Annotated in this window: 17 protein-coding genes; 7 read left to right on the forward strand and 10 right to left on the reverse strand. The window is 62.7% G+C overall.

Features of this window, described 5'->3' with window-relative positions:
- Positions 1-29 precede the first annotated feature (29 nt).
- Complete coding sequence (eat, locus tag AC0J6G_RS00705; protein WP_475250506.1) at positions 30-1,478, reverse strand: ethanolamine permease; 1,449 nt, start codon at positions 1,476-1,478, stop codon at positions 30-32.
- Between the two features lie 183 nt (positions 1,479-1,661).
- Positions 1,662-3,182, reverse strand: a complete 1,521-nt coding sequence (gene exaC, locus AC0J6G_RS00710; RefSeq protein WP_475250507.1) for an acetaldehyde dehydrogenase ExaC — start codon at positions 3,180-3,182, stop codon at positions 1,662-1,664.
- 288 nt (positions 3,183-3,470) lie between these two features.
- Here exaC and AC0J6G_RS00715 point away from each other — a divergent pair, with 288 nt between their 5' ends.
- The 4 genes from AC0J6G_RS00715 (at position 3,471) to AC0J6G_RS00730 (ending at position 7,926) form a co-directional block, all read left to right on the forward strand.
- Entirely contained in the window at positions 3,471-5,375 is a 1,905-nt protein-coding gene (locus AC0J6G_RS00715) for a sigma-54-dependent Fis family transcriptional regulator (RefSeq protein ID WP_475250508.1), read from the forward strand.
- A gap of 128 nt (positions 5,376-5,503) precedes the next feature.
- Positions 5,504-6,853, forward strand: coding sequence for a UDP-N-acetylmuramate:L-alanyl-gamma-D-glutamyl-meso-diaminopimelate ligase (gene mpl, locus AC0J6G_RS00720; RefSeq protein WP_475250509.1), 1,350 nt, complete (start codon positions 5,504-5,506; stop codon positions 6,851-6,853).
- Positions 6,854-7,001: 148 nt separating this feature from the next.
- Positions 7,002-7,634 (forward strand): flavin prenyltransferase UbiX, encoded by a 633-nt coding sequence (ubiX, locus tag AC0J6G_RS00725; RefSeq protein WP_475250510.1) that lies wholly within the window; start codon positions 7,002-7,004, stop codon positions 7,632-7,634.
- Positions 7,627-7,926 (forward strand): YceK/YidQ family lipoprotein, encoded by a 300-nt coding sequence (locus tag AC0J6G_RS00730; RefSeq protein ID WP_475250511.1) that lies wholly within the window; start codon positions 7,627-7,629, stop codon positions 7,924-7,926. Before ubiX ends, AC0J6G_RS00730 begins: the two co-directional genes overlap by 8 nt.
- Positions 7,927-7,933: 7 nt before the next feature.
- Here the strand turns inward: AC0J6G_RS00730 and AC0J6G_RS00735 are convergent, their stop codons facing one another.
- The 5 genes from AC0J6G_RS00735 to AC0J6G_RS00755 all read right to left on the reverse strand — a co-directional run bounded on the left by AC0J6G_RS00735 (position 7,934) and on the right by AC0J6G_RS00755 (position 15,311).
- A complete protein-coding gene (locus AC0J6G_RS00735) occupies positions 7,934-8,800 on the reverse strand; it encodes an MBL fold metallo-hydrolase (protein WP_475250512.1) in 867 nt (288 codons plus the stop codon).
- Positions 8,801-8,988: 188 nt separating this feature from the next.
- Complete coding sequence (locus AC0J6G_RS00740) at positions 8,989-10,167, reverse strand: acetyl-CoA C-acetyltransferase (RefSeq protein ID WP_475250513.1); 1,179 nt, start codon at positions 10,165-10,167, stop codon at positions 8,989-8,991.
- 127 nt (positions 10,168-10,294) lie between these two features.
- Positions 10,295-12,067 carry an acyl-CoA dehydrogenase C-terminal domain-containing protein gene (locus AC0J6G_RS00745; protein WP_475250514.1) on the reverse strand — a complete coding sequence of 591 codons (1,773 nt, stop codon included), beginning with the start codon at positions 12,065-12,067 and terminating at the stop codon, positions 10,295-10,297.
- Between the two features lie 119 nt (positions 12,068-12,186).
- Positions 12,187-13,560 (reverse strand): solute carrier family 23 protein, encoded by a 1,374-nt coding sequence (locus tag AC0J6G_RS00750; protein WP_475250515.1) that lies wholly within the window; start codon positions 13,558-13,560, stop codon positions 12,187-12,189.
- Positions 13,561-13,688: 128 nt separating this feature from the next.
- Positions 13,689-15,311, reverse strand: coding sequence for an acyl-CoA synthetase (locus AC0J6G_RS00755; protein ID WP_475250516.1), 1,623 nt, complete (start codon positions 15,309-15,311; stop codon positions 13,689-13,691).
- Positions 15,312-15,598: 287 nt separating this feature from the next.
- On the opposite strand from AC0J6G_RS00755, the gene AC0J6G_RS00760 reads away from it, so the two are divergent.
- The 3 genes from AC0J6G_RS00760 (at position 15,599) to AC0J6G_RS00770 (ending at position 21,343) form a co-directional block, all read left to right on the forward strand.
- Positions 15,599-17,860 (forward strand): PAS domain-containing sensor histidine kinase, encoded by a 2,262-nt coding sequence (locus AC0J6G_RS00760; RefSeq protein ID WP_475253538.1) that lies wholly within the window; start codon positions 15,599-15,601, stop codon positions 17,858-17,860.
- 92 nt (positions 17,861-17,952) lie between these two features.
- The gene (locus tag AC0J6G_RS00765) at positions 17,953-18,588 is read left to right on the forward strand and encodes a response regulator transcription factor (protein ID WP_475253540.1); all 636 of its coding nucleotides are present in this window, start codon (positions 17,953-17,955) and stop codon (positions 18,586-18,588) included.
- Positions 18,589-18,715: 127 nt separating this feature from the next.
- Positions 18,716-21,343: an EAL domain-containing protein gene (locus AC0J6G_RS00770; protein WP_475250517.1), complete on the forward strand. Its 2,628-nt coding sequence runs from the start codon at positions 18,716-18,718 to the stop codon at positions 21,341-21,343.
- A gap of 69 nt (positions 21,344-21,412) precedes the next feature.
- On the opposite strand, the gene AC0J6G_RS00775 is transcribed toward AC0J6G_RS00770, so the two are convergent.
- From AC0J6G_RS00775 to AC0J6G_RS00785, 3 genes are read right to left on the reverse strand one after another with little or no spacing between them, the layout of a single operon-like run.
- Positions 21,413-22,024 carry a class I SAM-dependent methyltransferase gene (locus AC0J6G_RS00775; RefSeq protein WP_475250518.1) on the reverse strand — a complete coding sequence of 204 codons (612 nt, stop codon included), beginning with the start codon at positions 22,022-22,024 and terminating at the stop codon, positions 21,413-21,415.
- 20 nt (positions 22,025-22,044) lie between these two features.
- Positions 22,045-22,395 (reverse strand): DUF5629 family protein, encoded by a 351-nt coding sequence (locus tag AC0J6G_RS00780; RefSeq protein ID WP_475250519.1) that lies wholly within the window; start codon positions 22,393-22,395, stop codon positions 22,045-22,047.
- 15 nt (positions 22,396-22,410) lie between these two features.
- Complete coding sequence (locus AC0J6G_RS00785; RefSeq protein WP_475250520.1) at positions 22,411-23,052, reverse strand: oxidoreductase; 642 nt, start codon at positions 23,050-23,052, stop codon at positions 22,411-22,413.
- Positions 23,053-23,055: the final 3 nt, after the last annotated feature.

The following is a 23,055-nucleotide window of genomic DNA, read 5'->3' on the forward strand; positions in this document are numbered from 1 at the left end:
CTGGCGCAACTGCGCCAGCGCGGCGGGCATTACTTGAGCGCCGCTTCGGCTTTGCCGATGGCGACGAATTCTTCTTCCGGCGTACCCGCCACCAGATGATGGCGACTGTAGATGACAAAGTAGGCGATCAATACGGCATAGATAATCGCCGCGCCAATCACCACCCGTGGGTCAACCAGGAATCCAGCCACTACCGCGACGCAAGCCAGCACCAGGGCGATGCCTGAGGTGACGATGCCGCCTGGGGTGCGGTACGGGCGATGCATCTCCGGACGGCGTACACGCAGGGTGATGTGCGCGGCCATCATCAGCACGTAGGAGATGGTAGCGCCGAACACCGCGACCAGAATCAGCAGGTCACCCTGGCCCGTCAGTGACAGGGCAAAACCGATCAGACCCGGTACGATCAAGGCCAATACGGGCGCCTTGTTCTTGTTGGTCAGCGACAGCGAACGCGGCAGGTAGCCGGCGCGCGACAGGGCGAAGATCTGCCGGGAGTAGGCGTAGATGATCGAGAAGAAGCTGGCAATCAAACCGGCCAGGCCGATCAGGTTGACGAAGCTGCTCATCCAGGTGGATTCGCCGTAAGCAATGGTCAGGGCTTCCACCAGCGGGTTGCCGGAGGCCATCAGCGCGTTGGCGCCGGCGCCGCCTGGGCCCACCACCAGAATCAGCAGCGCAAAGGCCAGCAGCACCAGCATGGCGCCGATCAGCCCGCGTGGCATGTCGCGCTGCGGGTTGCGGGTTTCTTCAGCGGCCAGTGGTACGCCTTCGACTGCGAGGAAGAACCAGATCGCATAGGGGATCGCCGCCCACACGCCGACATAGCCAAACGGCAGGAAGCTGCTGGCGCCAGAGGCCTCAGTCACCGGAATATCGAGCAGGTTGGCCACCGAGAAGTGCGGCACCATCGCGACGATAAACACGCCGAGGGCAATTGCGGCCACGGCGGTGATGATAAACATCAGCTTCAGCGCCTCACCGACGCCGAAGATATGGATGCCGATAAACAGCACATAGAAGGCCAGGTAGATCGCCCAGCCGCCAATGCCGAACAGCGACTCACAATAAGCACCGATAAACACCGCAATCGCGGCCGGGGCAATGGCGTATTCGATGAGGATCGCCGTGCCGGTGAGAAAACCGCCCAAGGGGCCGAAGGCGCTGCGGGCAAAGCCATAGCCGCCACCGGCGGTGGGGATCATCGAGGACAGTTCCGCCAGGGAGAAGCACATGCACAGGTACATCAACGCCATCAGCAGGGTGGCGAGAAACATGCCGCCCCAGCCGCCTTGGGCCAGACCGAAGTTCCAGCCGGCGTAATCACCGGAAATCACGTAGGCCACGCCCAGGCCGACCAGCAAGACCCAGCCTGCTGCGCCTTTCTTCAACTGCCTGCTTTGGAAGTAATCGGCATCGACCTGCTCTAAATCGGTGCCTTGCGGTAGACCTACCGCACTGGTTTGTTCTGCTGCCATGGGAATTCCTTATCAACACGCTGGCCGCAGCCCAGGCCCGGCCAGACGTGTAGCTATTTGAGGGGAAAGTGTTACCCAGTGGATCAGCAACCGCTGTGCCAACTCGCGCCCTGGTCTAGACCTGGGTGCAAGTTGGCGGGCCGATGTCGTTTTGCGCCATCGGCCACGGTTGCGCAGGGTGGCTTAGAAGAAGCCCAGCGGGTTGATGTCATAACTCACCAGCAGGTTCTTGGTCTGCTGATAGTGGTCGAGCATCATTTTGTGGGTTTCACGGCCGACGCCGGACTTCTTATAGCCACCGAAGGCAGCATGGGCGGGGTAGAGGTGGTAGCAGTTGGTCCACACGCGACCGGCTTTGATCGCCCGGCCCATGCGGTAGGCGCGGTTGATGTCGCGGGTCCACAGGCCGGCGCCGAGGCCGAACTCGGTGTCGTTGGCAATCGCCAGGGCTTCGGCTTCGTCCTTGAAGGTGGTGACGCTGACCACCGGGCCGAAGATTTCTTCCTGGAACACGCGCATCTTGTTGTGGCCCTTGAGCAGGGTTGGCTGGATGTAATAGCCGCCGTCCAGGGTGCCGCTGAGTTTTTCCACCGCGCCGCCGGTCAGCAGTTCGGCGCCTTCCTGCTTGGCAACCTCCAGATAGCTCAAGATTTTGTCGAACTGCTGCTCGGATGCCTGGGCACCGACCATGGTCTCGGTATCCAGCGGGTCGCCGCGTTTGATCTGCTCGACCTTCTTCATCACCTCTTTCATAAAGGCCGGGTAGATCGATTCCTGCACCAGCGCCCGCGATGGGCAGGTGCACACCTCACCCTGGTTGAAGAAGGCCAGCACCAGGCCTTCGGCGGCTTTTTCGATATAGCTTTGCTCGGCCTGCATGATGTCTTCAAAGAAGATGTTCGGCGATTTGCCGCCCAGCTCTACGGTACTTGGGATGATGTTCTCAGCGGCGCATTTCATGATGTGCGCGCCCACCGGGGTGGAGCCGGTGAAAGCGATCTTGGCGATGCGCTTGCTGGTAGCAAGGGCTTCGCCGGCTTCTTTGCCGTAACCCTGCACCACGTTGAGCACGCCGGGCGGCAGTAGATCGCCGATCAGCTCCATCAGCACGCTGATGCCCAGCGGCGTTTGCTCGGCCGGTTTCAATACCACGCAGTTGCCGGCGGCCAAGGCCGGGGCGAGCTTCCAGGCGGCCATCAGCAGCGGGAAGTTCCACGGGATGATCTGCCCGACCACGCCAAGCGGCTCGTGGATGTGATAGGCCACGGTGTTGCCGTCGATCTCGGCAGCGCTCCCTTCCTGGGCGCGCAGGCAGCCGGCGAAGTAGCGGAAGTGGTCGGCGGCGAGGGGGATGTCCGCGTTGAGGGTTTCGCGTACGGCCTTGCCGTTGTCCCAGGTTTCGGTGATGGCCAGCACTTCCAGGTTGGCTTCGATGCGGTCGGCGATCTTCAGCAGGGTCAGCGAGCGCTCCTGCACCGACGTGCGGCCCCAGGCGTCGGCGGCGGCGTGGGCGGCGTCGAGGGCCTTGTCGATATCCTCGGCAGTGGAGCGCGGGAACTCGGCAATCGGCAGGCCGTTCACCGGCGAGGTATTGGTGAAGTACTGGCCTTTGATCGGCGCGACAAACTCGCCGCCGATGTAGTTGCCGTAACGGGATTTAAAGGAAACGAGGGCACCTTCGGTACCGGGATGGGCGTAACGCATGCTGAATATCTCCTGATTCTTATGTTTGTTCTGGTGATGCAGCTGCGCAGAACCAGAGCAAAGGCTGGGCCAGGAGTGCGCAATGGCCGGGCTAGAGCGGTTGCGTCGATTGCGGTTGGAGGCTGCGTCGTGCCGCCTGTACCGGCTCTGATACAGTGCGCGTGACACTCTGTGCCAGGGGCGATACAACGCAGTGACTCGCCGGTCAGCGCGTCTTGCAATGGCCGCAAAGCTGGTGGATGCTCGGCCATCACGTGCACCTCCTAGCTAGAGCGGAGAACAATAACAATGCACAACCCAGCAAGCCGCCACGCCCAGCAGGTGCTGACCGTGGCCCAAGGGCGCGGGCAGCTCGCCGGCCCGGCAGCCGATACCTCGGTGGCGCGCTCCTGGCTGCGCTGCCTGCAGCAGCACCACCTCGACCCGGCGCAGAGCATGCCGCCGGCGGTGATTGAGCACGCGCATATGCTTGAGCGGCGCGAGCAGTTGCAACAGGTGCTGGAGATTTCCAGTAATGAGATGAACAGCCTGCACCGCCAGCTGGCCGGCAGCGGCCACGCGGTGCTGCTGACCGATGCGCGTGGGGTGATCCTCAACTGCGTCACCGAGCAGGCGGAAAAACGCACCTTCGAGCACGCCGGCCTGTGGCTTGGCGCGGACTGGAGCGAAGCCTGCGAAGGCACCAACGGTATTGGCACGTGTTTGGTTGAGCGCCAGCCGCTGACCATCCATCAAAATGAACATTTTCGCAGCCGGCACACCGGGCTGACCTGCTCGGCCAGCCCGGTGTTCGACCCGCATGGCGAGTTGCTGGCGGTGCTGGATGTGTCTTCGGCGCGGCATGACGTGTCGCGGCAAAGCCAGTTTCACACCATGGCGCTGGTCAACCTGTCGGCCAAGGCCATCGAGGGCTGCCACTTCCTGCGCAGCTATGAAGGCGAGTGGCTGCTGCGTTTTCATGCTCAGGCCGAATACATCGGTCAGTTCAGCGAAGGCTTGCTGGCCTTTGATGGCGATGGCCGGGTCAGCGCGGTGAATCAGAGTGCGATCAACCTGCTCGGTCTGTCGCGTCGGCAGCTGCTTGGGCGCACCTTGGTCGAGGTGTTTGACTGTCGCTTGGACGATTTGCTCGGCCGCGCCTCGGCGCAGCCCAGCGCCAGTTGGCCGCTGTATACCCAACGCGGCCAACTGCTGTTTGCCATGCTGCGCGGCCAGCCTCGGCGCAGCGCCCAGTCGCTGGCGACAACGGCGTTGGCAACGCCTGGGCTGTGTCTGGCCGACCCCGATTTGCAGTGTGATTTCCGCCGTGCGCTGCGGGTGTATGAGCGCGATGTGCCGCTGCTGATCGGTGGTGAAACCGGCACTGGCAAAGAAGCCTTCGCCAAGGCCCTGCATCTGGTCAGCTCGCGCGGCGGCAAACCTTTTGTGGCGCTGAACTGCGCGGCGATTCCCGAAAGCCTGATCGAGAGTGAGCTGTTCGGCTATCGCGGCGGCAGCTTTACCGGCGCGCGCAAGGAAGGCATGCGCGGCAAGTTGCAGCAGGCCGATGGCGGCACGCTGTTTCTTGATGAAATCGGCGATATGCCGCTGGCGCTGCAAACCCGATTGCTACGGGTGCTGGAAGAGCGCCGGGTCGAGCCGATTGGTGGCGAAGCGCAGGCCATTGATGTGCGGGTGATCAGCGCCAGCCACCGCGACCTGAACGAACGGGTAGCCAGCGGCGAGTTTCGCCAGGATCTGTTCTATCGCCTTAATGGCTTGGTGATCGAGCTGCCGCCATTGCGCGAGCGCAGCGACAAACTAGCGCTGCTGGATTTTCTGCTGGCCGAAGAAGCGCGCGGGCAACCCGTGCGCCTGGCTGACGCGGCCCGCGAGGCGCTGCTGGGCTATGCCTGGCCGGGTAATGTGCGCCAGCTGCGCAATGTGCTGCGCACCCTGTGTGCGTTATGTGAAAACGGCGTGATCAGTCACGCCGAACTGCCCGCCGAGATTCGCCATGCACGCCCCGCGCTTGCCCTGTTGCCCGCCGCCAAACCCGACCAGTTGGGCGATGCCGAACGCCAGGCGTTACTCGCGGTCCTGGAGGCGCAGCACTGGCAGATGAGCCGCAGCGCCGAACAACTGGGCATCAGCCGCAACACCCTGTACCGCAAGCTGCGCAAACATGGGATTGCCCTGCGCTCACTGCTTTAAATCGCCCCTCTTGAGCCCTACCTCGCAGCACGCCCCAGGCCTCTGCGGGGCGGCGGCGCTGTGCTAATCTGCGACCAGTTTTTATCCCGCCTTATTCTCCGGCTCTGACGACGCCTTCAAGGTACATCATGCATATCCATATTCTCGGCATCTGCGGCACGTTTATGGGCTCGCTGGCCGTCTTGGCCAAGGAACTCGGCCACCGCGTGACCGGCTCCGACGCCAACGTTTACCCGCCCATGAGCACCCAGCTGGAAGCCCAGGGCATCGAACTGACGCAGGGCTATGACGCTGCCCAACTCGACCCCGCACCGGACCTGGTGGTGATCGGCAATGCCCTGTCACGTGGCAACCCGGCAGTGGAATATGTGCTGAACAAAGGCCTGCCCTACGTGAGTGGCCCGCAGTGGTTGGCCGACCACGTGCTGCAAGGCCGTTGGGTGATGGCGGTGGCCGGCACCCACGGCAAAACCAGCAGTTCGAGCATGCTCGCCTGGGTGCTGGAGCATGCCGGCATGAGCCCGGGCTTTCTGATTGGCGGCGTGCCGCAGAACTTCGGCATCTCCGCGCGTTTGGGTGGCACGCCGTTCTTTGTGGTGGAAGCCGACGAATACGACAGCGCCTTCTTCGACAAGCGCAGCAAGTTCGTCCACTACCGCCCGCGCACCGCCATCCTGAATAACCTGGAGTTCGATCACGCGGACATCTTCCCGGATCTGGCCGCCATCGAGCGGCAGTTCAACCATCTGGTGCGCACCATTCCCGGCGAAGGGCTGATCATCCATCCCACCACTGAACCGGCGCTCAAACGCGTCATCGAGATGGGCTGCTGGACGCCAGTCGCCACCACGGGCGAGGGCGGGCAATGGCAGGCCAATCTGCTCAGCGCCGACGGCTCGCGCTTCGAGGTGATCTTCGAGGGTAAAACCGCCGGCACCGTGGACTGGCAACTGACCGGCCAACACAACGTGGCCAACGCCCTGGCCGTGCTGGCGGCGGCGCGGCATGTCGGCGTGGTGCCGGAGTTGGGCATCGCTGCGCTGTGCGGCTTTATCAACGCCAAGCGGCGCATGGAGAAGGTGGCCGAGGTTAACGGCGTCACCATTTTCGATGACTTCGCTCACCACCCAACGGCGATTGCCACCACCTTGGATGGCCTGCGCAAACGCATCGGCGACGCCAAGCTGATCGCCATTGTCGAGCCGCGCTCCAACTCGATGAAACTCGGCGCGCACCGCGACGGGTTGCCTGAGTCTGTGCTGCAGGCCGATTCTGTTTACTGGTACGCGCCGCCGAACCTGGGCTGGGACTTAGCTGGCACCGTGGCTACCTCGACGGTGCCGACGCAGGTGTGCGATTCCCTGGAAGCGATCATCGCCGGGGTCAAGGCTGAGGCTGCGCCGGGCACACAAATTGTGGTGATGAGCAACGGCGGCTTCGGCGGTTTGCATGGCAAGCTGGCAGCGGCTCTTTTATAAAGAGCCAAAATTCGCGCTCAAAGCGTCGCGAGCGCGGATTAGGCAAGGCGAAAGCCTGCGAGGAAGCGGAGTTTACTGCTGTAAATGAGCATTCCGAGCAGGCTTTCAACGCAGCATAAGCAAGCGCAGCAGTTTTGAGAGTGAATTTATGAGCGGTCCAGAACGAATTACCTTAGCCATGACCGGCGCGTCCGGCGCGCAGTACGGCTTGCGCCTGCTCGACTGCCTGGTGCGCGAAGACCGTGAGGTGCACTTCCTGATTTCCAAGGCCGCGCAGTTGGTCATGGCCACCGAAACCGACGTGACCTTGCCGGCTAAACCACAGGCGATGCAGGCGTTTTTGAACGAGTACACCGGCGCTGTGCCCGGGCAGATTCGCGTATACGGCAAGGAAGACTGGATGGCCCCGGCGGCCTCTGGCTCTGGGGCGCCGGCGGCCATGGTGGTGGTGCCCTGCAGCACCGGCTCGCTCTCGGCGATTGCCCATGGCGCCTGCAATAACTTGATTGAGCGCGCTGCGGATGTGGTGCTGAAGGAGCGCCGGCAGCTGATTCTGGTGCCGCGCGAGGCGCCGTTTTCCAGTATTCATCTGGAGAACATGCTCAAGTTGTCGAACATGGGCGCAACTATTTTGCCGGCGGCTCCGGGCTTTTATCATCAGCCGCAGACGATTGATGACCTGATCGACTTCGTTGTGGCGCGCATCCTCAATTGCCTGGGTATACCGCAAGACATGCTGCCGCGTTGGGGTGAACACCATCAGATCACGCCCGATGAATAAGCCGCTGCTGCGCGCGGCCGGCGCTGTGCTGGTGTGCCTGACGCTCAGCGGTTGCGCCACGGTACGCACCCTCGATGCGGCCAAGCCGGGCGCGCCGGTGGTGTATGCCGGCACGCGCTTGGACTGGTATGCGCTGCAAGGTGGTTGCTGCGCCACGGACCGCTTTGGCGCTGAAGCGCCGGCGTATCCGGCGGTTGATCTGCCGGCCAGTGCCTTGCTCGATACCTTGTTGTTGCCGTTGTCCCTGGCCACCGCCATTGGCCTCAACCTGGGCATTAGCGGCGGCTTGTAAGGCTCGCTCAGCTGTCCAGCTTTGCAGCCTGACGCAAGGGTTGTTGCAGGCCGTAGCGGCCCTTTTCATCCCGGCTGATGCGGCCCATGGCGGTTTCAGGGTCATGGGTGAACACCAGGCGTCCGCCGCGCGCATGCAGGTCAGCCAGCAGGGCTTCTTTTTCTTCGATCAGGCCTTCGGGAAAGCGGTCGTAGCCCATGGTGATCGGCAGGTGCACCCACGGCGCGCCGGGGATCAGGTCGGCGGGAAACACCACTGGGCCATCCGGCATCGCCACTTCGGGAATCAGCTGGCCGGGGGTGTGCCCATCGCTCCAGTGCAGGCGCCAGTCGGCACCGAGCAGCTCGCAGTGCGCGGTTTCATCAACCAGATGCAAGCGGCCGCTGGCTTCCAGCAATGCCAGCAATTCGGGGATGTAGGAGGCGCGGTCGCGGGCGTGCGGTTGGCTGGCGCGCTGCCATTGGCGGCGGCCAGTGATGAACTGGGCGTTAGGGAATAACAGGCGCGCTGGCTGGCCTTCCTCCCACGCGGCGAGCAAGCCGCCGGCGTGGTCGAAGTGCAGGTGGGTGAGCACCACGATGTCGATATCGGCATCGCTCAGGCCGGCCGCCGCCAGGCTGTCGAGCAGCACATGACGCTCTTCCTGTACGCCGAAGCGCTGTTTCATTTCGGGGCTGAAGAAGGCGCCGATGCCGGTTTCAACCAGGATATTGCGACCCTCTTCCTGCACCAGCAGGGCTCGGCAGCCAAGGTCGATACGGTTCAGTTCATCCGGGGTCATCCAGCGCTGCCACAGCGCCTTGGGCGCATTGCCGAACATGGCGCCGCCGTCGAGTTTTTGGCTGTTGCCGGTAAGGGTGGTGAGGGTTCGCATGGGCTTCTCTTATTATGGGTAAGTCGTTACAGGGTGGCGGCTGCTACACGGGTGAGCCATTGCACCTTCGGTTGATAGGTGTCCGATTGCTTTGCTGTGGCAGTGCGTGGTGGATCGGTGAAGCGTGATCCACCCTACGGGTATTATCGACGTAGGGTGGATGTCGCTTCTTACATCCACCGGCCCGATTAGCGCTCGATCGCCAGCGCCACACCCTGGCCGCCGCCGATGCACAGGGTGGCCAGGCCTTTGTGCGCGTCGCGGCGGATCATTTCATGGATCAGGCTGACCAAGATGCGGCAGCCAGAGGCGCCAATCGGATGGCCGAGGGCGATCGCGCCGCCGTTGACGTTGACCTTGGCGCTGTCCCATTGCAGCTCACGGCCGACGGCGATGGCTTGGGCGGCGAAGGCTTCATTGGCTTCGATCAGGTCGAGTTGCTCCAGGCTCCAGTTGGCTTTTTCCAGGGCGCGGCAGGTGGCGAACACCGGGCCGATGCCCATGGTGGCCGGGTCAACGCCGGCACTGGCGTGGGCCTTGATGCGCGCGAGCACCGGCAGGTTCAGTTCGGCAGCCTTGCGGGCGCTCATCAGCATCACGGCGGCGGCGCCATCATTTAAGGTCGAGGCGTTGCCGGCAGTGACGCTGCCGTCGCTTTTGAACGCCGGGCGCAGTTTGCTCAGGGCGTCCAGGGTGCTGCTGGCGCGCGGCTGTTCATCAACGGCCACGATTACGCTGCCGCCCTTGCGCTGGGGAATCTCGATTGGGGTGATTTCCCCCACGAAGCGGCCGGCCTCCATCGCGGCGCAGGCGCGCAGTTGCGAGTGCGCGGCGAAGGCATCCTGCTCGCTGCGGCTAATGCCGTATTGCTCGGCCAGGTTCTCGGCGGTGATACCCATGTGGTAGTCGTTGAAGGCATCCCATAGGCCGTCGTGGATCATCGTGTCGACTAACTGGCCGTGGCCCATGCGCAGGCCATTGCGTGAGCCGTTCAGCACGTGTGGCGACTGGCTCATGTTTTCCTGGCCGCCAGCGATGATCACCTCGGCGTCGCCGCAGCGAATCGCTTGGGCGGCCATGATCACGGCTTTCAGCCCGGAGCCGCAGACTTTGTTCAGGGTCAGCGCGGGCACTGTGTGCGGCAGGCCGGCCTTGAGAGTGCTCTGGCGGGCGGGGTTCTGCCCGGCGCCGGCGGCGAGCACCTGGCCGAGTATCACTTCGTCAACCTGTTCAGCAGGTAGGCCAGTATCGGCCAGCAAACGACGGATGACCGCCGCGCCCAGGTCGACGGCTGAAACGCTGCTCAATGCACCCTGAAAACCGCCGATGGCGGTGCGGGTGGCGGCGACTATGACGACTTCTTGCATGCTCTTCCTCGTGGTGCCGGGGCACCCAGTGGCTTGAATAAAAAAACGCGACGCCCTTGCTGGACGCCGCGCAAACGCTCAATCGGTGTTTGCCGTTGCCGCCACGCCGAGGTGTGGCGGCTGGGCGTCAGAATTGTTCGGCGCGCAGGCCGTACAGTGGCTCGCTGCCTGCGCGAATGCTGGCTTCCAGGGTCAGGGTGCGCGGCAGCAGGCGGGCGAAGAAGAACTCAGCGGTGGCCAGCTTGGCGCTGTAAAACGCCTCATCCTCGCTGCACTTGGCCTGGGCCACGGCGGCCATGCGCGCCCACATCCAGGCATAGGCGGTGTAGCCAAACAGGTGCAGGTACTCCACCGAGGCGGCGCCGGTTTCGTGTGGGTTGCCGGCGGCGCGTTCCTGCAGCCAGCTGCTGGTGCGCTCCAGGCGCTCGACGGCATCCAGCAGCGCGAGGGCATACGGTGCGTCGGGCTGCTCGGCGAAGCCGCGGATCTCCTGGGTGAACTGGCGCAGCGCTACGCCGCCGTTGGCGATGATTTTGCGCCCGAGCAGGTCGAGGGCCTGGATGCCGTTGGTGCCTTCGTAGATTTGTGCAATGCGCACATCGCGCACCAGTTGCTCCTGGCCCCATTCGCGGATGTAGCCGTGGCCGCCGAATACCTGCTGGCCGTGGATGCAGCTGTCCAGCCCGGTGTCGGTGAAGAACGCCTTGGCCACCGGGGTGAGCAGCGCCACCAGGGTTTCAGCATGTTGTTGCTCGGCGGCGTCGTCGCTGAACTTGGCGAGGTCGAGTTGCTGGCCGACATAGCAGGCAAAGGCGCGGCCACCTTCGGTCAGAGCCTTCATGGTCAGCAGCATGCGCCGCACATCGGCGTGCACGATGATCGGGTCGGCGGCTTTGTCCTGGGCTTCGGGGCCGCTGGCAGAGCGGCTCTGCAGGCGCTCGCAGGCGTAATCGCGGGCCGCCTGGTAAGACGCCTCGGCGCAACCAATGCCCTGGATGCCGATGGACAAGCGCTCGTAGTTCATCATGGTGAACATCGCCGCCAGGCCTTTATTCGGCTCGCCGATCAGGTAGCCGGTGGCGACGTCGAAGTTCATCACGCAGGTGGCCGACGCCTTGATGCCCATCTTGTGTTCGATCGAACCGCAGTGCACGGCGTTGCGCGCGCCAAGGCTGCCGTCGCTGTTAACCATGACCTTGGGCACCAGAAACAGCGAGATGCCGCGCGCGCCGGCGGGGGCGTCCGGCAGCTTGGCCAGAACCAGGTGGATGATGTTTTCGGTGAGGTCCTGTTCGCCACCGGTGATGAAAATCTTGCTGCCGCTGATCCGATAACTGCCATCGGCCTGCGGTTCGGCCTTGGTGCGAATCAGCCCTAAGTCGGTGCCAGCATGGGCTTCAGTCAAGCACATGGAGCCGGCCCAGCGGCCTTCATACATCGGCGGCAGGTAGGTGTTTTTCAGTGCTTCACTGGCGTGGGCGTCGATGGCCAGGCACGCGCCGGAGCTCAGTGCCGAGTACAGGGCAAAGCTGGAACCGGCGGCGTAGAGCATCTCCTCAAACGCCACGGCGAGCATCTTGGGCATGCCCATGCCGCCATACGCCGGGTTGCCGGAAAGCCCCACCCAGCCGCCTTCGATATACGTGGCATAGGCGTCTTTGAAGCCCGCCGGGGTGCGTACATCGCCAGCGACCCACTGCGCGCCTTCTTCATCGCCGCTGCGGTTAAGCGGGGCGATCAGGCTGCCGGTGACCTTGGCGGCTTCTTCCAGAATGGCGTCGGCGGTTTGCGCATCGACCGTCTCGGCGAGTGCCGGCAGGCGCGCCCACAGGCGAGGGGCCTCGAATACGTCATGAAGGACAAAGCGCAGGTCGCGCAGCGGGGCGTTGTAGTCAGGCATCGACAAGTTCTCGCACAGATGCCGCGCAAGGCGCGGCGATTAAACGGCCCAGGCGTCAGGAGCGTCTGGGCTGTTGCAGGAATTCAGAGACGGCCCGCAGGGGGGCGGGCCGTGTACGGTCAATCGGCTTCAGGAAGATCGTTAGCCGGCGCTTTGCTGCTGGTGAACTTGAGCAGGTGGGTGCGCTCAACCAGGATGTACAGCGCCGCACCGGCCGCCAGACCCCAGCCCGCGCCATAGACGGCCAGTACCACACCCATGGTGCCGGCCACGCCGCGCTCGGTGTTGTTGCTCAGCTGCTCGAAACCCACCATCAGGCAGATGTAGCCGGTGAGGATCAGCGTCAGCGACAGGGCAATCGGCAGCACCGGCTGGAAGAAGCTCACCAGTGGCAGCATAAACAGCGCAATAAACCCGGTGATCCAGAAGGTGCCCGCGCCGCTGTAGATCGAGTCCATGGCTTTGCGGCCGTACTTGTAACGCTCAGCCATGGTGGCGGCGACGGCGGTCCACAGTGGCCCGGCCAAACCTGGGTAGGGCGCAAAGAAAGCATGCAGGGCGTTGCGCAGGGCAGTGACCAAATGCACGCGATCGATGTTGTTCTCGATCACTTCATCGGTGCGCAGTTCATCGGCGCGCTGCATCAGCGACTGGCCGACGATGATGTCGCCGAAGGCAATCACGTAGGCGATCACGGCGGTGGGCACGGCCAGCAGGAACACATCCAGACCGGGGAAGCCGACGCTGAACGGCAGGTAGTTCCACATCTCGCCAAAGGCCGGCGCGGTGATGCCGAACTTCACGTCAGGCATCTTGTATTCGCCCACGGCAATGCCGATGAAAATCGCGATCAACATGCCCGGCACCATGCCGTAGTTGACGATTTTACGCGCCAGCGGCACGCGCTCAGTCAGGCCTTTGAACGACACCGAGAACATCAGGTACAGGCAGATCAGGCTACCCAGCACTAGGGAGATCGGCGTGTTGGCCAGGCGCCCGCCGGTGGAGATTTCACCCATCAGCGCCGCAATACCCGCACCGATGATGATGCCGCCCTTCATCGAATTGGGGATCAAGCGCACCAGGGTGCTGCCCAAGCGAGTGACACCCAGAATCAGGAAAATCAGGAACACCAGAAACTGCAGGGCAAACAGTGCCTGAATCGCCTCGGGGCCCGGTTTGAAGTTACCGAGAAAAAGCAGCACCACCGGAATGCCCGGGGTGATCCAACCCGGCACCATGGGCACGCCGAGCAGCGCCGGCAGCATAAAGCCGACGCCGCACACCACGACATAGGCCAGGGCCACGTCATAGGGCAGGCCGAGGTATTTTTCCAGCAGAGGGATCATGGCCAGGCTGACCACGAACATGATCAGGGCCTGGAGCATCTCCGCCGTTTCCCAGCGGTAGTGGACAAAGGGCAGGCGCACCTTGAACGGGCCCACGGGCCAGTGCGGTTGTTCATCGCCATCGCGACGCTTGAAAATTTGCATAAGGGTTCTCCGTCGGCCGCCAGGGCCGGTTCTTGTTGTTGTGCAAACGGTGTGTTCTTGCCGTAGCCCGGATGCAATCCGGGGAACCCGAATTGCTGTTCCCGGATTGCATCCGGGCTACGTGCGGGTCAAAGGGCTTTGGCCATGTCGCGCAGGACAAACTTCTGGATCTTGCCGGTGCTGGTTTTCGGCAGCTGGGTGAACACCACGGTTTTCGGCACTTTGAAGCCGGCCAGGTGATCGCGGCAGAAGCTGATGATGTCCGCCTCGGCGACCTGCTGTTGGTCGGCCTTGAGGGTGATAAAGGCGCAGGGTGTCTCGCCCCATTTCTCATCCGGGCGCGCGACCACCGCGGCTTCGAGCACGCCGGGGTGACGGTAAAGCACGCCTTCCACTTCGATGGTGGAGATGTTCTCGCCACCGGAAATGATGATGTCCTTGAGGCGGTCGCGGATTTCCACGTAGCCGTCCGGGTGGCACACCGCCAAATCGCCGGTGTGGAACCAGTCGCCGGCAAAGGCTTCGGCCGTGGCGCTGGGGTTTTTCAGGTAGCCCTTCATCACCGTGTTGCCGCGCATAAAGATCTCGCCGATGGTTTCACCATCACGCGGGGTCGGCTCCAGGGTTTTCGGGTCGGCCACCATCACGCCTTCCAGGGTCGGGTAGCGCACGCCTTGGCGCGCTTTGATCACGGCACGTTCATCCAGCGGCAGGGCGTCCCATTCGGCATGCCAGGCGCACAGGGTGACGGGGCCGTACACCTCGGTCAGGCCATAAACGTGGGTCACGTGGATGCCCATTTCTTCAACCGCGCCAATCACCTTGGCGGGTGGCGCAGCCCCAGCGACCATGGCCTTGACCGGGTGATCAATCGCCGCCTTGGCCTCGGCCGGCATATTGACCAGCGTGTTGAGCACAATCGGCGCACCGCACATGTGGGTGACCTGCTCGCTGCGAATCAGGGTGAGGATTTTCGCCGGGTCGACGCGGCGCAAAAACACATGCACGCCGGCCAGGGCGGTGATGGTCCAGGGGTAGCACCAGCCGTTGCAATGGAACATCGGCAGGGTCCACAGGTACACCGGGTGGTTGCCCATGGCCCAGGTCATTTGGTTGCCCAGCGAGTTCAGGTAGGCGCCACGGTGGTGGTAGACCACGCCCTTGGGGTTGCCGGTGGTGCCGGAGGTGTAGTTGAGGCTGATCGCCTGCCATTCGTCCGCTGGCCACTGCCAGGCAAACTGCGGGTCGCCTTCGGCGAGAAAGGCCTCGTAGTCGAGGTCGCTGACGGCCTGGCCTTCGCCGTATTCGGGGTCGTCCACATCAATCACCAGCGGCGGGTGATCGAGCATGCCGACGGCGGCATGGATCACGTTATAGAACTCGCGGTCGGTGATCAGCACCTTGGCTTCGCCGTGCTGCAGCATAAAGGCGATGGCTTCGGCATCCAGGCGCACGTTGAGGGTGTTGAGCACCGCGCCGATCATCGGCACGCCGAAATGCGCTTCAAGCATCTGCGGGATGTTCGGCAGCATCACCGCCACGGTGTCGCCCTTGCCAATACCACGGCCCGCCAAGGCCGAGGCCAGGCGCCGGCAGCGCGCGTAGGTCTCACTCCAGTCACGGCGAATAGAGCCGTGCACCACCGCGGGGTAGTGCGGGTAAACACTGGCGGTGCGTTCGATAAAGCTCAGCGGTGAGAGGGCGATATGGTTGACAGCTGAAGGCTCAAGGCCCTGTTCATAGATCGACATGCGAGTACCCACGGCAGATTGGATGCTCGAGCCCTTGTGCGAGTAATCTTGTGCACAGGCTCGATATTGTTCTGGGGCTATTTATATATATGTCGCGTCTTATATGGAAGTTAAACCATAGTTGTATAGTGCTTGTACTATATGTGATCCGAAGCTATTAGGCCTTGGTCGCTTTGTAATCGTCAGCCCGCACTGGTTTGATGCTGCGCCGCCGCGCGCCGTGCGCCGTATTTGAGGAACCACCCCGGGTGAATGAGATCTCCGTGCAGTTGCACAGCTGGTTGCGCATGCAACGTGAGTGCTTGCCGTTGGCGGTGCGCGCCGATGCGCTGCGGCGTGTCCTGCATGCCTGCCCGGAAGTGCGCCAGGCATTTTTCCTGCGCTGGCAAGCCAGCACCGCGATCTACAGTCATGAAGGCCAGGCACCGCACCTGCCGCCTGGTTTTGGTGACCCGCTGCAAGCCAGCGATCAGCTGCTGTTTGAGCGCTTGCAGCAAGAGCCCCGGTTGGCATTGAGCGCATTACGCCAACTGCCGTGCTGGCTGGCCGGGCGGGTCAGGCGTGCCGGGCTTAATCATGGCCAGGTCTTGGCCCTGGCTCTGGATGACGGCCAGCCGGGCTTGCTGTTGATTGAATTACACGAACACGCCAGCAGTGACTGGCTGGGCCTGGTGCACCAATTGCTGCTGGCCGTGCTCGCCAGCCTGCCGCAGCAGGCGCGTGGCAGCCTGTTGCTGGGCAGTGACCCGCAGCCCAGTTTGCTGCTGGATATCGACGCCCAGCCGCTGCAGTTAAATGCCGCCATGCAGGGCTTGCTGGGTGAGCGTCCGCTGGCGGTGCTGACGGATCTGCTACCGGTGAATGCCCCGCAACTGTTGCGCGCCTGCCTGCAACAGGGGCGGGCGATTGAGGCGGTGGAAGCGCAGCATGCCGGTCAGGTGCTGATGTGGACCTTTATGCCCGACAGTGCTGAGCAGCAGGTGCTGGCGCGCTGTCAGCTGGCCACCGCTCAGGTGCAGGCTGAGCGTGAAGCGGCCAAAGCCAGCCGCCTGTACCGCTTGATTACCGAGAACACCACCGACCTGATTTCCCGGCACACCCCGGACGGCTGCTTTCTCGATGCCTCGCCGGCCAGCTGGACGCTGCTTGGCTATTGGCCGGAAACCTTGCGCGGAACCTTGGTGCAGGCCCTGTTTCATGAGCAGGACCAGCAGCATTTGGTCGACAGCGCTCGCGAGGCCCTGGAGCAGGACGGTTACCACACCATGACCTACCGTATTCGCAACCGCGACGGTCATTACCTGTGGTTCGAGACTGCCAGCCGAGGCATTCGGGAAACCTACACCGGTGCGGTGGTCGAGGTGGTCAGCGTCTCGCGGGACATCACCGCGCGCGTGCTGGCCGAAGAGAACAAACGACGGCTGGCCGAAGTGGTCGAAGCCAACACCGATTTGGTGCTGTTTATCGACCCCAATGGCCACCTGACGCACCTCAACCCCTCCGCCCGGCATGCGCTGAATATCGCTGAACAGCAAGCGTTGCCGGCGCTCAACCAACTGCTGGCGCAGGATGATTTACAGCGCTTGCAGCGCATCGGCTGGTCTACCGCTGACCGCCAGGGCGTGTGGAGCGCCGAGGTTCGCCTGTTGCCCCTCGGGCCGCGCGCGCCGCTGCCGGTGTCGCTGGTGCTGCTGGCGCACCGCAGCCATGACGGCGAGCATTATTACTCTCTGGTGGCGCGTGACATGACCGAGCGCGAACTGCGTGAGGCTGAGCAGCGTCGCCATCAGGATGAGCTGGCACACACCGCGCGGCTGGTTACCCTTGGCGAGCTGGCCTCGGGCATCGCGCATGAGATCAATCAACCGCTGGCGGCGGTGGTCAACTATGCCAGCGCCAGCCAACGCTACCTCAAAACCCTCGGCAGCAACCCCGAAGCGGTGGCCAAGGTGGCGCAGGGCCTGGAGCGCATCAACCAGCACGCTAATCACGCCTCGGAAGTGATCAAGCGCTTGCGCGCCTTTTTGCGTAAAGGCCAGCGCCGCACCCAAGCCTTGGATATCGCCACCGTGGCGCGCGAGGCGGTACGCTTGTGCCAATGGGAGGCGAGTAATTGGCAGGTGAGCATTGCCGAACACCTGGCGGACAATCTGCCGCCGGTATACGCCGATCGCGTTCTACTGGAGCAGGTGCTGCTCAACCTGCTGCGCAATGCCATCGATGCCAACCGTGAGGCCCATCCCGGCCAAGCGTCGCTAATTGAACTCAGCGCCACTGAGCAGCGTGGGCAGTTGTGCGTGCGGGTGCAGGATCAGGGGCCGGGCGTGGCACAGGGGCAGTTGGAGCATATCTTCACCCCGTTCTACACCAGCAAGGCTGAAGGGTTGGGGCTCGGCTTGTCGATGAGCCGCAGTATCATCGAAGGCTTTGGTGGGGCGCTTGAGGCGCACCCCGGCACGGCCGGCGGCTTGTGCCTGGAATGTCGCCTGCCGCTGCTGCGCAGTGAAGACGCGGAGAGCCCGGCTGGCGGTGTGACGGATCGCGGCTAACGCCTTCTTACACATCAGCCCATTGTCGCCGCGGCTCTAACCGCGCCGCAGTGACGGCATAACAATAAAAGGAGCAGGGCATGAGCCTGCAGATGCAACACCAGGTTTATGTGGTCGACGATGACCACGGCATGCTTGATTCCACTGTCTGGCTGCTCGAGTCGGTAGGGCTCAAGGCTCTGCCGTTCACCAGCGGGCAAGCGTTTCTTGATGCCTGTGATGAGCACAGCCAAGGCTGCGTGCTGCTGGATGTACGCATGCCCGGCATGGGCGGGCTGAACGTGCAGGAAGCGCTGCGTGCGCGCGGCATCCAGATGCCGGTGATCTTCGTCAGCGGGCATGCCGACGTGCCCATCGTGGTGCGTGCCTTCCGCGCCGGCGCCGTTGATTTTATTGAGAAGCCTTACAACGAACAGCTGCTGCTCGACAGCGTGCAGCAAGCCCTGAGCCATGCGCCGGCGGCTAAGCAGGCGGACCCGCGCTTGCAAGCGGTGGAGGCGCGTGTGGCCAGCCTGACCCCGCGTGAGCGTGATGTGCTGCTACCGCTGGTGCAGGGCTACACCAACCGCGAAATGGCCGAACAGCTGAATATCAGCGTGAAAACAATCGACCTGTACCGCTCGCGGGTGATGAAGCGCATGCAGGCAGACACCCTGGCCGATTTGGTGGGCATGGCGATTGCCGCTGGGCTGGTCGATGCCCTGCAGCTGCGTGATGCACAGCCTTGAGCTGAGCTGGGCCGGCCGTGGGCTGCGAACCTGCGCAATGCTTATTCGTGAGTCGCACTGAGTTGCTATCATTTATCGCCAAGCCCCCGCCTCTTTCCCCGCCGCTATTGGCTTCCTGGATAACTGAATGCTTCTGGAACTGATCAAGAATGCCACCCTGCTGATCACCCTGTGCTGGCTGCATGGCTTGATTACGCGCTACATGGATGAGCATTCGACGCCTGGCAAGCTGTTCTCCGGCGCGTTGTTTGGCGCGGCCTGTGTGATTGGCATGACATTTCCGTTCACCCTTGAACAGGGCCTGATTTTCGATGGCCGCACTGTGGTGCTGAGCATGGCGGCCTTCTTCGGTGGGCCGCTGGTGGGCTTGATCGCGGGGGGAATTGCCGGGGTGTATCGCTTGTGGCTCGGTGGGGTGGGGGCGGTTCCGGGGCTGTTCAACATCGTGATGCCGGTGCTCATGGGGTTGGCGTATCGTCACCTGCATATGTCTGGCCGAGTGCCGTTCTCGTTTATCTCATTGCTGGTGTTCGCCGGCCTTGTGCAGGGCTTGCAGTTCGCCATCCTCACCTTCTTGCCATCTGCGCAGTTCGCCGCGTCCTGGCGGTATGCGGTGTTGCCCTTGTTCTTGGTCCTGATTCCTTCAACCTTGGTGCTCGGTTTTCTGTTGAAGGATATTCGCCGGCAGAAGCGTGATCGCGAGGCGTTGCGCCAGAGCGAGGCGCAGTTGCAGGCCATTACCGAGGCGGTGCCTGACCTTTCCATCGTGCTGGATGAAGACGGCCGCTATGTGAAGATCAAGGCCCCCGACAGCAATCTGCTGTTTTCCGATGGCAAAGAATTGCTCGGGCGTCTTATTTCTGAGGTGCTTCCCACCAGCCAGGCCGAGCTGTTTATGCAATTGATCGGGCGCACCCTGGCCAGCGATCAGGCACAAACAATTGAATATGACATGCAAACACCTGCAGGTCGGCGGGTCTTTGAAGGCCGTGCGCGGCGCCTGGATATTCGGGTCAACGGTAAGCGCGCCATGGTTTTTATGGCGCGCGATATAACCGAACGGGTCGCGCTTGAGTTGGATCGGCGCATCGCCGCCATCGCGTTTGAGTCGCCGCAGGGCATGCTGATTACCGATGCCAGCACGCGAATCCTTAAAGCCAACCGCGCATTCAGCGAGATATCCGGCTACAGCCTGGAAGACGTGGTGGGGCAGTCCACGCGCATGCTCGGTTCAGGGCGCCAAGGCCCTGAGTTTTATCAGGCCATGTGGCGCAGCCTGCAAGAAACCGGGCTGTGGGAAGGCGAGATATGGAACCGGCGCAAGTGCGGCGAGGTTTTCCCCGAGTGGTTAACCATTGGTGCCGTGCACGATGAGCAGGGGCTGGTGACGAACTACGTGGCATCGCTGGTGGACATCAGCGAGCGCAAAAATGCCGAACAGAAAATCCTCCACCTGGCGTTTTATGACCCCTTGACCGGCCTGCCTAACCGCCGCCTGTTACGTGACCGGCTTGAACAGGCTACTGCGCTGTGCCGCCGGAACGGGCATTACGCCGCGCTGATTTTTCTCGATCTGGATGATTTTAAAAACGTTAACGACGTTTACGGGCATCAGGTGGGCGATGAGCTGCTGTGCCAGGTGGCCGAGCGCTTAAAAGGTGCTCTGCGTGAGCTGGATACCGTGGCGCGCCTGGGCGGTGACGAATTTGTGATCATGCTGGAGGGCCTGGAGCCCATCGCCGAAGACGCCGGCTCCCAGGTTGAGCACATCGGCAGCAAGCTGATGCTGGCGCTGCGCGAGCCCTACCACGTCGGTGGCCAGCATTTCTTCAACAGCGCGAGCCTCGGTGCGGTGTTGTTCAACGATGAGCAACAGTCGGTGGATGAGTTGATGCAGTGCGCGGATCTGTCCATGTACAGCGCCAAGTCAGCGGGCAAAGACACCCTGAGCTTTTACGACCCGCGCATGCAGGAGGTGGTCAGCCTGCGCCTGCAACTGGAGCAAGACATGCGCCGCGGCCTGGCGGCCGGCGAGTTTGTGTTGTATCTGCAGGCGCAGGTCAACCAGCGCGGCGAGTTACAGGGCGCGGAAGCGTTGGTGCGTTGGCAACACCCCCAGCGCGGCTTGCTTGGCCCCGGCACATTTATTGAAATTGCCGAGCGCAGTGGCCTGATCGCAGAACTTGACCTGTACGTGCTCAAGCACGGGTGCAGTTTGCTGGCGCGCTGGGCCCAGCAGCCACGCTTTGCCGGGTTGAGCCTGTCGGTCAACATCAGCAGCCGCTTGCTGTTCAAAGACGACTTTATTGCGGTTTTGTATCAGGTGCTGGACAGCAGCGGCGCCAACCCGCAGCGCCTCAAACTTGAAATAACCGAGTCGCTGCTGCTGGCTGACAAAAACGAGGCGGCTTTGCGCATGCAGACCTTGCAGGCCGTTGGTATTCGCTTCTCCATTGATGATTTCGGTACAGGGTATTCATCCATGGCGTACCTGCAGCAGTTGCCGCTGGATCAGCTGAAAATCGATCAGTCGTTTGTCCGTGATCTGCCGCAGCGCAGCAGCAGCTTGGCGATTGTGCGTGCCATTCTGGCGCTGGCGCAGAGCTTGGGCCTGGAAGCCATCGCCGAGGGCGTGGAAACCGAGGCGCAGCATGCGCTGTTGCTGGAAAACGGCTGCAAAAGCTTTCAAGGGTATTTGTTTAGCAAGCCGATTGCTGTGGATGCGTTTGAAGCCCTCGACCTCTGCAGGGTGTAGGGCCTCCGGGTTGTTTGCAGGCGCGATCAGCGAGTCACGCGCGGTACGTTAACTCGGTACGGCCGCGACTTAGTCAGCCCAGCCTTGGTAAAGGTAGGTCATGGGCTTGGGGCCTTTCAGGTAGCGGTTGCCCAGCTCGCCGATATGAAAACCGCCGGCCTCAATCAGCGCTTTGATGTCGCGGTTGAGGTGGCAGCCGCCGGTCAGCGGTTTCCACAGCGGCGTCAGGCGGTTTTGCCAGCGCATGACCGGCCGCTCGGGTGCCAGGCCATGTTCGCAAAACAGTAAACGTCCGCCGGGCTTGAGCACACGGCGCATCTCTTTCAGCGCGGCCAGCGCATCGGGAATGGTACAGAGGGTGAAGGTGCAGACGATGCAATCGAAACTGGCGTCGTCCGCCTGAATTTGCCCCAGTTCGAGGGCAATCATCGCCACCGGGATGCTGATGGCCTCGGCCCGTTGCCTGGCCAGCTTCTGCATCTGCGCGCTGGGGTCGACGCCGACGATCTCACTGACGTTTTGTGCATCGTAAAATGCCAGGTTGAGACCGCTGCCAATGCCAATTTCCAGCACCCGGCCATGGGCCTGAGGCACCAATTGCGAGCGGGCTTTCATTACCGCGCCCATGCCGCAGGCGAAGTCGATCAGGTGCGGCAGCAGGTAGCGGTCATACACACCCATGGTATTGCCCTCGGCAAGGCTTACTCGGCGTCGTTGCTGGCATCGTCCGGCTGGTCGCTGTTGTCGCCACATACGGCGGCAAAGCACTTGATCAGGTGAGGGCCTGCGGCGCCATCGATTCGCCAGGCGTCGGCTTCGCCGTCGAAGCGGGCCGCCACCACCTGGCTCAGGCTGAAGTGCCATTTACGCAGGGCGCGGCCATCCATGCATTCGATGCTGAGCAGTGGTGCATCAGCGGCCGGCGGGCGACCAGCCTGGTGCTCAGCCAGCTGTTCGGCGTTGAGGTGGAATTGCCAGGCGTGTAGTGCGTCAATTTCCAGCATGTCGGCATTGCTGAGGGCGCTGATGAGGTCGTGCGGGGTGGTGCTCATAGGTATGTTCTTCTGTTAGCGGCCGAGACGGCGCAGTTGGTCAGATTCAATTACGCGGGTGCCGGCTTCTTCTTCCAATGCCAGGCGCCACAGTGCGCGAGCCAATACGGTGGCGTCGATGCCACGGTATTTTCCAGGCAGCCAGCGCATAAACGGCGCGGCCAAGCGCTCGCCGAGGCGAAACTCCTGGCGCGCGCCGAGCAGCAGCGACGGACGGACGATGGTCAGCTGTGGCCAATCCTGAGCGCGCAGGGCCTGTTCCATTTGGCCTTTGACCTTGTTGTAAAACACTGAGGCGTTCGCATCTGCGCCGAGGGCGCTGATCACCAGCAAATGGCGTGCGCCGAGCGCTCGGGCGCGTTCGGCAAAGGCAATCACCAGGTCATAGTCGACCGCGCGAAAAGCCTCCTGCGAGCCGGCCTGTTTAAGCGTGCTGCCCAAGCAGCAAAAGGCGATGTCGACCTGGCCGCTCAGCTGCGGTAGCAAGGCCAGTAGCTCGCCCTGAGGGTTTTCCAGGTGTGCGTGCTCCGCCAGCGCGCGGCGGCTGGGGGCCAGTACGCGGGTGATAGTTGGCTCGCTAAGCAGGCGGTCCAGCAGGTGCTCACCGGTCAGGCCGGTGGCGCCTGCTAGAAGGATGTGCTGGGGCGTCAAATACATAAC

This window comes from Pseudomonas sp. TS_SC_3, assembly GCF_056156225.1.

Excerpts from the sequence above, each read along its gene's own strand:
- exaC (WP_475250507.1), bottom strand. The coding sequence starts at position 3,182 with ATGCGTTACGCCCATCCCGGTACCGAAGGTGCCCTCGTTTCCTTTAAA.
- mpl (WP_475250509.1), top strand. The coding sequence starts at position 5,504 with ATGCATATCCATATTCTCGGCATCTGCGGCACGTTTATGGGCTCGCTG.
- AC0J6G_RS00760 (WP_475253538.1), top strand. The coding sequence starts at position 15,599 with ATGCAACGTGAGTGCTTGCCGTTGGCGGTGCGCGCCGATGCGCTGCGG.
- AC0J6G_RS00735 (WP_475250512.1), bottom strand. The coding sequence starts at position 8,800 with ATGCGAACCCTCACCACCCTTACCGGCAACAGCCAAAAACTCGACGGC.
- AC0J6G_RS00715 (WP_475250508.1), top strand. The coding sequence starts at position 3,471 with ATGCACAACCCAGCAAGCCGCCACGCCCAGCAGGTGCTGACCGTGGCC.
- AC0J6G_RS00785 (WP_475250520.1), bottom strand. The coding sequence starts at position 23,052 with ATGTATTTGACGCCCCAGCACATCCTTCTAGCAGGCGCCACCGGCCTG.
- AC0J6G_RS00745 (WP_475250514.1), bottom strand. The coding sequence starts at position 12,067 with ATGCCTGACTACAACGCCCCGCTGCGCGACCTGCGCTTTGTCCTTCAT.
- AC0J6G_RS00775 (WP_475250518.1), bottom strand. The coding sequence starts at position 22,024 with ATGGGTGTGTATGACCGCTACCTGCTGCCGCACCTGATCGACTTCGCC.
- AC0J6G_RS00730 (WP_475250511.1), top strand. The coding sequence starts at position 7,627 with ATGAATAAGCCGCTGCTGCGCGCGGCCGGCGCTGTGCTGGTGTGCCTG.
- AC0J6G_RS00765 (WP_475253540.1), top strand. The coding sequence starts at position 17,953 with ATGCAACACCAGGTTTATGTGGTCGACGATGACCACGGCATGCTTGAT.
- AC0J6G_RS00755 (WP_475250516.1), bottom strand. The coding sequence starts at position 15,311 with ATGTCGATCTATGAACAGGGCCTTGAGCCTTCAGCTGTCAACCATATC.
- AC0J6G_RS00750 (WP_475250515.1), bottom strand. The coding sequence starts at position 13,560 with ATGCAAATTTTCAAGCGTCGCGATGGCGATGAACAACCGCACTGGCCC.
- AC0J6G_RS00770 (WP_475250517.1), top strand. The coding sequence starts at position 18,716 with ATGCTTCTGGAACTGATCAAGAATGCCACCCTGCTGATCACCCTGTGC.
- eat (WP_475250506.1), bottom strand. The coding sequence starts at position 1,478 with ATGGCAGCAGAACAAACCAGTGCGGTAGGTCTACCGCAAGGCACCGAT.
- ubiX (WP_475250510.1), top strand. The coding sequence starts at position 7,002 with ATGAGCGGTCCAGAACGAATTACCTTAGCCATGACCGGCGCGTCCGGC.
- AC0J6G_RS00780 (WP_475250519.1), bottom strand. The coding sequence starts at position 22,395 with ATGAGCACCACCCCGCACGACCTCATCAGCGCCCTCAGCAATGCCGAC.
- AC0J6G_RS00740 (WP_475250513.1), bottom strand. The coding sequence starts at position 10,167 with ATGCAAGAAGTCGTCATAGTCGCCGCCACCCGCACCGCCATCGGCGGT.